Source organism: Roseateles sp. L2-2 (genome assembly GCF_050613215.1).
Taxonomy (GTDB): Bacteria; Pseudomonadota; Gammaproteobacteria; order Burkholderiales; family Burkholderiaceae_C; genus Roseateles; species Roseateles noduli.
The window spans coordinates 2,403,837-2,415,468 of record NZ_CP192509.1 but is presented as its reverse complement, the minus strand read 5'-3'; the positions used below and the strand labels follow the sequence as shown (position 1 = coordinate 2,415,468).

Annotated in this window: 13 protein-coding genes; 5 read left to right on the top strand and 8 right to left on the bottom strand. The window is 69.9% G+C overall.

Annotation, left to right across the window (positions count from 1 at the left end):
- Positions 1 to 786: a hydroxyacylglutathione hydrolase gene (gene gloB / locus ACQZ13_RS10815; protein ID WP_431051763.1), complete on the top strand. Its 786-nt coding sequence runs from the start codon at positions 1 to 3 to the stop codon at positions 784 to 786.
- 7 nt (positions 787 to 793) lie between these two features.
- Positions 794 to 2,557, top strand: a complete 1,764-nt coding sequence (locus ACQZ13_RS10810; RefSeq protein WP_431051761.1) for a transglycosylase SLT domain-containing protein — start codon at positions 794 to 796, stop codon at positions 2,555 to 2,557.
- 148 nt (positions 2,558 to 2,705) lie between these two features.
- Here ACQZ13_RS10810 and ACQZ13_RS10805 read toward each other — a convergent pair whose 3' ends face one another.
- The 4 genes from ACQZ13_RS10805 to dnaX all read right to left on the bottom strand — a co-directional run bounded on the left by ACQZ13_RS10805 (position 2,706) and on the right by dnaX (position 6,491).
- A complete protein-coding gene (locus ACQZ13_RS10805) occupies positions 2,706 to 3,095 on the bottom strand; it encodes an MAPEG family protein (protein WP_431051759.1) in 390 nt (129 codons plus the stop codon).
- 89 nt (positions 3,096 to 3,184) lie between these two features.
- Entirely contained in the window at positions 3,185 to 3,772 is a 588-nt protein-coding gene (recR, locus tag ACQZ13_RS10800; RefSeq protein WP_431051757.1) for a recombination mediator RecR, read from the bottom strand.
- Between the two features lie 34 nt (positions 3,773 to 3,806).
- Positions 3,807 to 4,133 carry a YbaB/EbfC family nucleoid-associated protein gene (locus ACQZ13_RS10795; protein ID WP_431051755.1) on the bottom strand — a complete coding sequence of 109 codons (327 nt, stop codon included), beginning with the start codon at positions 4,131 to 4,133 and terminating at the stop codon, positions 3,807 to 3,809.
- 147 nt (positions 4,134 to 4,280) lie between these two features.
- The gene (dnaX, locus tag ACQZ13_RS10790; protein ID WP_431051753.1) at positions 4,281 to 6,491 is read right to left on the bottom strand and encodes a DNA polymerase III subunit gamma/tau; all 2,211 of its coding nucleotides are present in this window, start codon (positions 6,489 to 6,491) and stop codon (positions 4,281 to 4,283) included.
- Between the two features lie 119 nt (positions 6,492 to 6,610).
- Between dnaX and ACQZ13_RS10785 the strand changes: the two genes are divergently transcribed.
- Positions 6,611 to 7,735, top strand: coding sequence for an AIR synthase-related protein (locus tag ACQZ13_RS10785; protein WP_431051751.1), 1,125 nt, complete (start codon positions 6,611 to 6,613; stop codon positions 7,733 to 7,735).
- An 85-nt stretch (positions 7,736 to 7,820) separates the two neighbouring features.
- Here the strand turns inward: ACQZ13_RS10785 and ACQZ13_RS10780 are convergent, their stop codons facing one another.
- Positions 7,821 to 8,189, bottom strand: coding sequence for a hypothetical protein (locus ACQZ13_RS10780; RefSeq protein ID WP_431051749.1), 369 nt, complete (start codon positions 8,187 to 8,189; stop codon positions 7,821 to 7,823).
- 10 nt (positions 8,190 to 8,199) lie between these two features.
- Positions 8,200 to 8,754: a hypothetical protein gene (locus tag ACQZ13_RS10775; RefSeq protein WP_431051747.1), complete on the bottom strand. Its 555-nt coding sequence runs from the start codon at positions 8,752 to 8,754 to the stop codon at positions 8,200 to 8,202.
- Positions 8,755 to 8,916: 162 nt separating this feature from the next.
- Between ACQZ13_RS10775 and ACQZ13_RS10770 the strand changes: the two genes are divergently transcribed.
- Positions 8,917 to 9,294 carry a SirB2 family protein gene (locus ACQZ13_RS10770; RefSeq protein WP_431051745.1) on the top strand — a complete coding sequence of 126 codons (378 nt, stop codon included), beginning with the start codon at positions 8,917 to 8,919 and terminating at the stop codon, positions 9,292 to 9,294.
- A gap of 102 nt (positions 9,295 to 9,396) precedes the next feature.
- The gene (locus tag ACQZ13_RS10765) at positions 9,397 to 10,182 is read left to right on the top strand and encodes a class I SAM-dependent methyltransferase (protein ID WP_431051743.1); all 786 of its coding nucleotides are present in this window, start codon (positions 9,397 to 9,399) and stop codon (positions 10,180 to 10,182) included.
- Here ACQZ13_RS10765 and ACQZ13_RS10760 read toward each other — a convergent pair.
- Positions 10,172 to 11,083 carry an alpha/beta hydrolase gene (locus tag ACQZ13_RS10760; protein WP_431051741.1) on the bottom strand — a complete coding sequence of 304 codons (912 nt, stop codon included), beginning with the start codon at positions 11,081 to 11,083 and terminating at the stop codon, positions 10,172 to 10,174. The genes ACQZ13_RS10765 and ACQZ13_RS10760 overlap by 11 nt on opposite strands.
- Before the next feature lie 4 nt (positions 11,084 to 11,087).
- The gene (locus tag ACQZ13_RS10755) at positions 11,088 to 11,510 is read right to left on the bottom strand and encodes a hypothetical protein (protein WP_431051739.1); all 423 of its coding nucleotides are present in this window, start codon (positions 11,508 to 11,510) and stop codon (positions 11,088 to 11,090) included.
- Positions 11,511 to 11,632 lie beyond the last annotated feature (122 nt).

Below are 11,632 nucleotides of genomic sequence, written 5' to 3'. Positions count from 1 at the left end.
ATGAACCTGGTCGCCGTTCCCGCCTTCTCAGACAACTATCTCTGGCTGCTGCATGACGGCCGGTCGGCGCTCGTGGTCGACCCGGGCGACGCCGCACCGGTGAAGGACGCGCTGCGCTCGCTGGGGCTGGACCTGCAGGGCATTCTAGTGACCCATCACCATGCCGATCATGTCGGCGGGGTGCGGGATTTGCTGCCCCTGCTGACCCCGGGCGCCAAGGTCTGGGGACCGGCCGGCGAAGCCATGCCGGTGGACGTCGAACCCCTGTCCGAAGGCGACCGCTTCGAGCTGCTCGGCCAGACCATCGACGTGCTCGACGTCCCCGGCCACACGGCCGGTCACATCGCTTTCGTGTTGAAGCAGCCCACCGACGGCGGCGCGCCGCTCCTCTTCTGCGGCGACACGCTGTTCTCCGCGGGCTGCGGCCGGCTCTTCGAGGGCACGCCGGCGCAGATGCACGACTCGCTGTCCAAGCTCGCGGCGCTCCCCGGGGAAACCCGCGTCTGCTGTGCGCACGAGTACACCTTGTCGAATCTGCGATTTGCTCGCACAGTCGAGCCCCAGAACGAGGCGGTCGCGCGCCACGAGGCCTGGTGTCTGGCCCGGCGCGAGCAGTCGCTGCCCACCCTGCCCTCCACCATCGCCGTGGAGCTCCAGATCAACCCCTTCCTGCGCTGCGAGCACGCCGACGTCCAGGCCGCCGCCCAGCACCGCGATCCGAGCGTCACGTCGCAGCCGGTCTCGGTCCTGGCCGGGCTGCGTCAATGGAAGAACGAATTTCGCTGAGCCCCCGATGCACCGACACCAGAACCCGACCCGCCTGCCGTCCCGTTCTTCCCGCGCCGCGACCGGCGCGGAGGTTTCCTCCCCCCGCTCCACCACGTCACGCCCCGCGCTGACCCTGATCGCCGCGCTGCTGCCGCTGGTGCTGGCCGCCTGCGCGACGAACCGGCCGCAGGCCGACAACCAGGAAGCCCAGGCCGTCGCGCAGCAGACGGTGCAGGCGGTCGAAGCCGCGGCCTCCGCCGTGCCCTCGCCGGCCACGCCGGTGGCGCGCGTCGCCACGGCGCCGGAGGAGAAGCTGGACGTCCTGCTCGAGGACAACATGAACCCGGGCGAGAAGGTCGACCTCGACGCCCCGAAGACGCACGTCGACCTGTGGGCGCGCATGCGCGCCGGCATGGCGATGCCCGAGTTGGACAACGACCTGGTCCGCAAGGCCGAGGACTGGTACAGCAGCCGGCCCGACTACGTCGCGCGCATGACCGGCCGCGGCAGCCTCTACCTCTATCACGTGGTCGAGGAAGTGCAGAAGCGCGGCATGCCGATGGAGCTGGCGCTGCTGCCCTTCGTCGAGAGCGCGTTCCGCAACGACGCGCAGTCCAGCGCGAAGGCCGTCGGCATGTGGCAGTTCATGCCCGCCACCGGCCGCGACTTCGACCTGAAGCAGAACATCTTCCGCGACGACCGCCGCGACGTGCTGGCCTCGACCAAGGCGGCGCTGGACTACCTGCAGCGCCTGAACAAGATGTTCGACGGCGACTGGCAGCTCGCGCTGGCCGCCTACAACTGGGGCCAGGGCAACGTCAGCAAGGCGGTGGCGCGCAATCAGAAGGCCGGCCTGCCGATCGACTACGACAGCCTGCGCATGCCCGACGAGACGCGCTACTACCTGCCCAAGCTGCAGGCGGTGAAGAACATCCTGATGCGCCCGGAGGCCTACGGGATCGAACTGCCGGCGGTGGCGAACCATCCGTACTTCCTGTCGGTCAACATCGACCGCGACATGGACGTCGCGCGCGCGGCGCAACTGGCCGAGCTGGATGAAGAGACCTTCCGCCAGTTCAACCCGTCGATGAACAAGCCGGTGATCCTGGCGGCGAGCAGCGGCCAGCTGCTGCTGCCGTATGACAACGCGAGCACCTTCGTCGCCAATCTGGAGAAGCATCGCGGGCCGCTGGCGTCGTGGACGGCGTGGGTGGTGCCCCGGACGATGAAGCCCGCCGACGCCGCCAAGCAGGTCGGCATGAACGAGACCGGCCTGCGCGAGATCAACCGGATCCCGGCACGGATGCTGGTGACCAAGGGGTCGACGCTGCTGGTGCCGCGCACCGCGGAGCGCGATCGCGATGTGTCGGAGCATCTGGCGGACAACGCCAGCATCGGCTTCGCGCCGGACGTGCCGCCGATGCGCCGCGTCACGCTCAAGGCCAACAAGGGCGACACGGTGGCCAGCGTCGCCAGGCGCTATCGGCTGGGCACGACGCAGCTGGCGCAGTGGAACCGCGTGAGCACGAAGGCGACCTTCAAGCCGGGTCAGCAGGTCGTGGCGTATGTGCGCGAAGGCCAGCAGCTGGCGGCGGCGGAACCGGCCGCGGCGACGTCCAAGACCTCGGTCAAGTCCGCGAAGACCACGAAGTCGGCGAAGGTCACCAAGGTGGCCTCCAGCGCGGCGAACAAGCCCGCCAAGGGCGGTGCGAAGACACGCAGCGCCAAGGTCGCCGCGAGCGACGGCAAGGGTGCCCGCACGGTGGCGACGAAGACAGCACTGCGCTGACCGCAGCCCTCACCCCTGCCCTCTCCCGCAAGCGGGAGAGGGAGGAAGAACGGAGCCGTACGGTCCGCTCGGTGCATTCTCACTCCCTCTCCCGCTTGCGGGAGAGGGTGGGGGTGAGGGCCAGCGGCGGCGGAAGTACGGGGCTTCTTCAGCCGAAGAAGAGCGCCACCGAGATGGCCGTTCCGATAGCCCACGCCAGGCTGCGCAGGTTCGGCTGATCCGCGATGTAGAGCGCGACGTAGACGACCCGCGTGACGACGAAGGCGATCGCCAGCAGGTCGATGCGCGACTGCGCATGCTGCATCTGCTGCGCCGCCAGCACCCCGGCGATGAACAGCGGCAGCGCCTCGAAGCTGTTCTGCTGCGCCGCATGGGCGCGCGCCTGCCAGCCGGTCTGCCGGCTCAGCCAACCCCGCGGATCATGGTTGTCGAAGCCCCCGTCGCGACGACGCTTCCCCATGCCGCGCGACTTGGCGATCCACGCGCACAGCAGCGGCATCAGGCAGACGGCGATCAGGCAGTAGTTGGCGATGGTCATCGGGCTCCCTCGACCGGATCAACCGGCCAGTCGGTCAACAGGGCGGCGTACCGGCCCGCCAGCGTCTCCAGCGGGTCTGGCCGGCCAACTCAGGTCGACCGCCTATCCACCAGCGCATGCGCGATGGTGCCCAGGTCGACGTATTCCAGCTCGCTGCCCACCGGCACGCCGCGCGCGAGCCGCGTGCTGCGCAGGCCGCGTGCGCGCAGCGCCTCGGCCAGCACATGCGCCGTGGCCTCGCCTTCGGCGGTGAAGCTGGTGGCGAGGATCACCTCCTCCACCAGCCCGTCGGCGGCCCGCTCCAGCAGCTGGTCGACGCCGATCTCGCGCGTCGACACCCCGTCCAGCGGGCTGATCCGCCCCTGCAGCACGAAGTAGTAGCCGAAATAGGACGCCGTGCGCTCCATCGCGGCCTGGTCGGCCGGCGACTCCACGACGCACAGCAGCCGACCGTCGCGCTGCCGGTCCGAGCAGATCGGACACAGCGGCGCTTCGCTGAAGGTGTGGCAGCGCTCGCAATGGCGCACGTTGACGGCCGCGGACTGCAGCGCGCGGGCCAGCGCGTCGGCGCCGGCGCGGTCGTGCTGCAGCAGGTGGTAGGCCATGCGCTGGGCCGACTTCTGGCCCACGCCGGGCAGGCGCCGCAGGGCCTCGATCAATTGCTCGAGCGCGGTCACCGCAGTCCGCTCCGATCGACGATCAGGACGGCGCTCAGAACGGGAACTTCATGCCCGGGGGCATGGGCATGCCGGCGGTCAGCTTGCCCATCTTCTCGGAGCTGACCTGCTCGGCGCGACGCACGGCGTCGTTGAACGCGGCGGCGACGAGGTCCTCCAGCATGTCCTTGTCATCGGCCAGCAGGCTGGGGTCGATGGCGACGCGCTTGACGTCGTGCTTGCAGGTCATGGTGACCTTCACCAGACCGGCGCCGGACTGGCCTTCGACCTCGATGTTGGCGAGCTCGTCCTGCGCCTTCTTCAGGTTGTCCTGCATCGCCTGCGCCTGCTTCATCAGGCCTGCGAGTTGACCCTTCATCATGATCGTGATTCCTTGTTCAGAGATTCAATGGGCCGGCGGAGCGCCGACCCGGAGATGACCCGGAGGTCGATGCGATGGGCGGGATTGTCGCCCACCGCGCGCCTGCGCTGGCGCCGCGCGACAGCAGAGGGCGGCCGGACCGGATCGTCAGATCGGCTTGATCGAACCCGGCAGGATCCGCGCGGTCTTGAACTGCGCGAGCAGCTGCTGGACTTCCGGATCCTCCAGGATGATGGATTCCGCCAGCCGCTGGCGCGCGCGCGTGGCCTGCGTGTCGCGCAGCGCCGGCGAATCGGAGGCACGGCCGGCTTCGATGTCCACACGCACCGGCTTGCCGACGAAGCCGGCGAGCACCGCCTGGAGCTTCTCCAGCAGGCCGGGCTGGCGCAGCGATTCGCGCTCGACGCGGAAGCGCCAGCGCTGCGGGTCGGCGGATTCGTCGATCTCGATGCATTCAGCCTGCAGCGCCAGCTCGCGCGACAGGGCGTTCAGGCCCAGTTGCGGGACGACCGCGTACCAGCGCTCGCCCAGCGCCGTGGGCACGAGTTCGACTTCCTCGATGGCGGTCGAGACGTAGATCCCGCTGCCGCCACTGCCGCCGCCGCCGGATTCGGCGGACGACGGCATCGGATCGTCCATGTCGGGCATGGACATGCCGACGGACGCCTCCTCGTCGGACGGCGGCGGGACGTCCATCCAAGGCGGCGGACCGTTGTCGTCATGAGGCGGAGACAGGTCCTCGGGCTCTTCGGCGTCCGACTCGACCCTCGCGGCAGGCGGCGGACCGGCGCGCGGGCGCAGGCGTTCGCTGAAACGGGTGGCCGGTGCACCCGCCTGTGCGGCGCGCAGCGGGCCGGACGGCGCACGGGGCGCCGGTGCCTCAGCAGGCGGGGGCGCACGGGGCGGTTCGGCGGCTGCCACGGGCGCAGGCGCGGGAGCCGGCTCGGGTGCAGGCTCCGGCTCAGAGGCAGATTCGGCGACCACGGCCGGCGCAACGGCCGACGGTATCGCGGGCGCTGCGGCCATCGACGCCGCTGCGGGCGCTCCCGCGGGCTCGGGTTCGGGTTCAGGCGGCGCCGCCTCGGCGACGCGAGGCACAGCAGGCGCCGGCGCGGGCACGGGCGCGGCCACGACCGGCGCCGCAGCTGGCGGCACAGGCTGCGGACGCTCGACCGGCGCAGCGCTCGCGGCATTCATGGCGGGCGCCGGCGCGGTGCGCGCGGCTCCTTCCGGCGCCGTCGGCTGACGCGCGCCCTGCCCGTTCGGCCGGAACGCCATCATGCGCAGCAGCACCATCGTCAGCCCGGCGTATTCATCCGGCGCCAGCGGCAGTTCCTGGCGTCCATGCAGCGCCATGCTGTACATCAGCTGGACCTCGTCCGCCGGCAGCTGGCTGGCCAGCGGCAGCAATTCGGCGAGGTCGGGATCGCCCGCGTCGAGCGCGCCCGGCGCCGCCTGAGCGACCGCCAGCTGCTGCAGCGCGACCGCCAGATCTTCGAGCGTGCCGCCCGCCGACAGGCCCATGTCGCGCAGGCGGTCCGACGCGCCGACCAGCGCGGTGCCATCGCCCGCGATCAGCGCATTCAGGATCCCCAGCACATGGCCGCGGTCGACGCTGCCCAGCATCTGGCGCACGCCGGCTTCCTGGAGCTGGCCGGAGCCGAAGGCGATCGCCTGGTCGGTCAGCGACAGCGCGTCGCGCATCGAGCCGCGCGCCGCGCGCGCCAGCAGGCGCAGCGCGCCGGGTTCGTTCGGGACGCTTTCGTTGGACAGCACGCGCGTCAGGTGCTCCAGCACCGTCTGCGGCGACATCGGTCGCAGGTTGAACTGCAGGCAACGCGACAGCACCGTCACCGGCACCTTCTGCGGATCGGTGGTGGCCAGCACGAACTTCAGGTACTCGGGCGGCTCCTCCAGCGTCTTCAGCATCGCGTTGAAGGCGGTGTTCGAGAGCATGTGCACTTCGTCGATCATGTAGACCTTGAAGCGCCCGATGACCGGCTTGTAGACGGCCTGGTCGAGCAGCTGGGAGATCTCTTCCACGCCGCGGTTGGAGGCGGCGTCCAGCTCGACGTAGTCGACGAAGCGGCCGGCGTCGATGTCGCGGCAGGCGTCGCAGACGTTGCAAGGCTGGGCGGTGATGCCGCCGGTGCCGTCCGGACCGACGCAGTTCAGCGACTTGGCCAGGATGCGCGACACCGAGGTCTTGCCCACGCCCCGCGTGCCGGTGAACAGGTAGGCGTGGTGCAGGCGCTGCTGCGTCAGCGCGTTGGCCAGGGCCTGGACGACGTGTTCCTGACCCATCAGCTCCTCGAACGTGCGGGAGCGGTACTTGCGTGCGAGGACCTGGTAACTCATGGCGGGGCATTCTACGGGGGCGGCTCCGTGCTCCCGGAGCGGCGACGGGCGGACGGCGTCCGGGTTTGTCAGGAGAGGCGTTCCGGGAGGCGGTCGGCGCTGACGGATAATCCGCGCCCATGAGCACCCCGCACGACCCCTCCTCCGGCACGCTGAGCTACGAACAGGCCGGCGTCAACTACGACCTGATCGACCCGCTGAAGATCAGCGCCCAGCGCGCCGCGGCCGCGACCGCCGTGCACATGAGCGCCCACGGCTTCACCGAGGTGAAGGCGTCGCGCGGCGAGTCGGCCTACGTCGTCGACGTGGGTCCGTTCTACATCGCGTCCATCGTCGAGTGCCTGGGCACCAAGACGCTGGTGGCCGACGAGATGGCCACGCTGACGGGCAAGAGCTACTACGACGGGATCGCGCAGGACACGATCGCGATGGCGGTGAACGACCTGATCACCGTCGGCGCGACGCCGCTGGTCGTGCAAGCCTACTGGGCCGCGGGCGGTTCGGACTGGTTCGGCGACGCGCAGCGCGCGCAGGCGCTGGTGGCGGGCTGGAAGAAGGCCTGCGACGTCTGCCAGGTCGCCTGGGGCGGCGGCGAGACGCCGGCGCTGGCCGGCATCGTCGAAGGCGGCCGGATCGACCTGGCGGCGTCCTGCACCGGCCTGATCAATCCGAAGGAACGGCTGTCGGTCGGCGACAAGCTGGGCGCGGGCGACGCGATCGTGCTGCTGGCCTCGTCGGGCATCCACGCCAACGGCCTGAGCCTGGCGCGCAAGCTGACGGAACGCCTGCCGCAGGGCTACCTGACCGAGGTGCAACCGGGCCTGACCTACGGCGACGCGCTGCTGGCGCCGACGGCGCTGTACTCGCCGGTGACCGAGGCGCTGTACAAGGCCGGCATCACGCCGCACTACTGCGCCAACATCACGGGCCACGGCTGGCGCAAGCTGCTGCGTCACCCGGGCAAGTTCACGTACCGCATCCACACGGTGCCGCCGGTGACGCCGGTGCTGAAGTTCATCCAGGACCATGCGCAGCAGGACGACCGCGAGGCCTATTCGACGCTGAACATGGGCGCCGGTTTCGCGATCTTCGTGAAGGCGGACCAGGCGGCGAAGGTGGTGGAGATCGCCAAGGCCTGCGGCATCGATGCGTGGGACGCGGGCCGCGTCGAGGACGGCGAGAAGCAACTGCTGATCGAGCCGCTGGACATCCGCTTCGGGGATGACGATCTGCAGCTGCGCTGAGCGGGGTCAGGTCTGAAGGCATGAAGGGCGCTGCGGCGCCCTTCGTTGTTTCTCAGCCCCGCTCCGTGGCTGCGTCAAGGCGCCTTCACTCGCCACGGTACTGCTTGCGGCCAGCAATCGCCTGAAGCTGGGCGCGGATCTGGCGAGACCGCTTCATCGCGTCATCGATGTCCTTCTGGCTCACATGACGATCTGTCGAGTAATCGACATTGTTCCTGCTCTCCCGCAGCAGCCGCAAGTTCATACCGAGCGCTTTCTCCCCTTCTCGCTCGTAGTACTCCTGGGTCCACTGATGGACCCTGGGATGTCGATCGGAAATGTTCGCCATGTCGCGCGCCCTCAAGAACACACCGTAATGGGCTCGCGACACCGCACTCCGGTTGCTGGCCTCGTCACGTCGCGTCAACAAGTGATGCGCGACAGCGAGGACTTCGTCTGGATCGAATACCGCCATGGCTGGCCCCTCACCTCAACAGATGGCGATCTTCGAAGCGACCGGACGAGGTGCTGACCAACACCACCCGCCACAGGCGGTCGATTGCCGGCACCGTCGCATGCAGGGCCTCGAATGCCTCAACATCCGCGTAGGGATAGCCAGAGATCGGCGGGTAGCCGAACAACCTGAACATCAGATGCAGGTTGCACTCCTCGGGATCCCTGCCCACCTCGACACTGATCTCGCGCCCCCCTGCGCACCGAACGAGCTCACGGTCGACGGTATCGAAGTCCTCGCGCTGCAGATGCGGATGCTTGCGAGCGAACCAGTCGATGATGTCTGCGTAGTCTTGCGTGCCACGCAAGGCTTGGAGGTCATACGGCCACTCGCCGGGTACGCAGGGGTTCATCCACGGACGGAAGAGATAGGGCGCCTGGGACTTGCTGTGCACCCACACCGGTCGCGCACGACCGGTGGCGTGCGACTCCAGTGTCGCCATCTGTGGCGCTTCCATGATTTCAACTTGCTGCAACATCGCTACTTGCCTTTCCTTCACCGACCCACGTCGATGCAATGCGCTCATTCTCGAAATCGCAACGCGTTCTGCCATGACTCAAACTTGTGGGCGGCGGGGGATGCGGAGGGGGCCCTCTTCGGAGGGAGATCGAGGGATCGCCGGGTGCCCTGCCCCGCCTCGCGTTCCCCAGGTTGACATCGCCCCGCCGGGTGACGAAGCTCCCCGGTCATGGACTGGTTCTACGGCCCGATGGTCAAGATGCATGCGCTGCTGGCGTGGTGCAGCATCGGGCTGTTCCTGGTCCGCGGACTGGCGCATCAGTTCGGCGCCGCCTGGGTGACGGACGAGCGGCTGCGCACGCTGGTGTTCAGCAGCCACGTGCTGATCGTCGTGTCCGGTCTCAGCCTCTGGGGCGCGCTGCACCTCGACCCGCGCTACGAGACCTGGATGACGGCGAAGTTCGTCGCGCTTGGCATCTACTTCGCGACCGGACACTGGGCCTTCGGGCGCGGGGAGTTCCGCATCCTCGGCTATGTGCTGGCGCTGGTGGCGCTGGCGTACGTGATGGCCGTCTCCGTGACGCGCCAGGTCTTGCTCGGGTTCTGAAGCAAGCTCGACGGGCGATGACGACGATCACGCCGGTAGCGACGATCGCGTCGATGACGCGGGCTTGACGCACCTCGGTCGGGCCGGGCGTAGGATCGTCCGATGCCTTCGAACACGCCCATCCACGACGCCGCCCAGCGCGGCTACACCAGCGCCTCCGACAACTACCAGCGCGGTCGCCCCGAGTACCCCGACGCCCTCGCCGGCTGGCTGGGCGAGGCGCTCGGCCTGCGGGCGGGTGCGCGGGTCGTCGACCTCGGCGCGGGCACCGGCAAGTTCACCAAGCTGCTGGCCCGCACCGGCGCGACGGTGACGGCGGTCGAGCCGGTCGACGCGATGCGCGCGCGGCTGTCGGAAAGCCTGCCGGCGGTGCGGGCGCTCGCGGGCACGGCGGAAGCGATCCCGCTGGCCGACGGCGACGCCGACGTGCTCGTCTGCGCGCAGGCCTTCCACTGGTTCGCAAACGCACAGGCGCTGCGCGAGATGCACCGCGTGCTACGCCCGGGCGGCCGCCTGGGCCTGATCTGGAACGTGCGCGACGAGTCGCGCGACTGGGTCGCCGAGATCACGAAGATCGTCACCCCCTACGAGGGCGATGCGCCGCGCTTCTACAAGGGCACGTGGAAGCGGCCTTTCGAGGGACAGACGCTCTTCGGGCCGCTACAGCGGACGGTGCTCCCGCACAGCCACGTGGGATCGTTCGAGCAGGTGGTGCTCGACCGCATCCTGTCGGTGAGCTTCATCGCGGCGCTGCCGGAGTCGGAACAGGCGCTCGTCGCGGACCGGCTGCGCGCGCTGAAGGGCCGGTACGCGGAGCTGCGTGAACCGGTGATCGCCTTCCCTTACGCCACCGAGGCCTGGCTCGCGGAGCGGCTCGTCACGGCGTGATCTCGGCCGGCGCGGGCGCCACGCAGGTGGCGCCGTCGAGGCGGCTCGCCAGGAAGGCGGAAACCCGCCGCGCGTAGTCCTCGGGCGCGAAGTCGAACAGGTCCACATGGGCGGCGCCCGGGACCAGCCACAAGGACTTCGGTTCGAGGGCGGCAGCGAAGAGCCGCTGCGTCTCCGCCGCGGGCGTGTGGCGGTCGTTGCTGCCGGAGATCACCAGCAGCGGCGCGTGCAGCTCGGCGATGTGATCGATCGGGCGCAGCTGCTGCGCGGTGATATCGAGCTGCAGCGGCAATTGCGTGAGCAGCAGCGGTGACAGCCGCCCCGCCCACTCGCCGAGGTGCAGCTTGAGTCGATCGGAGACCGCGTCCTCGATCGTGGGGTACATCGACTCCAGCACCACGGCGTCGAGGCGCGGGCGGCCGCGCGCCAGCACGGTCGATGCGGCGCCCAGCGAGACGCCGATGACGGCGCGCCGCTCGCAGGGCGCTTCCTTGGCGAGGAACTCCAGCGCGGCGACGACGGCTTCGGACTCGCGCCAGCCGAAGGTGATGGCGGTGCCGCCGCTCTCGCCGTGACCGGGCAGATCGATCAGCAGCGCGCCTCTGCCCTGCCGATGCAGCAGCTGCGCGCGTTGCAGCATCTGGCGGCGATCGCCGCGCACGCCGTGCAGCAGAAGAACGGTGCCGAGGCCGGGGCGACCGGGGCTCCACCAGCCCGACACGAGCACGTCGGAGGAAGTGACCAGCTGGATCTGTCGCGCCTGCAGCACCGGCGGCGGCGCGCCGATCGCGCGGAAGGCGGGCGCTGCGAGTTCCCGGCCCGCGAGCCAGAGCGCGCCGGCACCGAGGACGGCGAGCGCGAGGATCCCCAGGAGGATCCGCGCCAGCCGTCGCATGCTCATGCGATCAGACCAGCTTCCAGCCGGCCAGCCAGAGCTGGCGGACGGCGGCGGCGTGGAGCTCGCGGCGCAGCGCGGCGGGACGTTCGCCAGGCCGGGCGACGCGCGGTGCGCTGAGCCATTGCGGGCCGACCTCGCGCGAGACGCGGGCGCGGCCATGGCGGTCGGCGCGCAGCAGGGCCAGACGCCAGGCGGCGTTCAGGCGCTGGGCCTGGCCGTCGTCGGCGAGCGGGCCGATCCAGTCGTCGGCCTGGAGGCGATGGGCGGCCTTCAGGAGTTCGAGGTCGGAGGGGAAGCGGGAGAACTCGGCGACCGGTTCGCCCCAGGGGTCGCGCAAGGTGCGCGGGGCCTGGGCAGGCGAGGCGGTGGTGGTGCGAGCGGCGCGGCGGCGGGAGAGCAGCGAGTCGAACTGAGCCAGACGAGCGGACATGAAAAAACTCCGAGAGCCCACAGAGGTCACCGGCGTTTGCCGGCCCGGGGGCAGTCGGAGCCGCAACGCTTTAGCCGCATTTGTTGATCGCCCGCAAGTAGTTGGTAAATCGGCGATGGCAC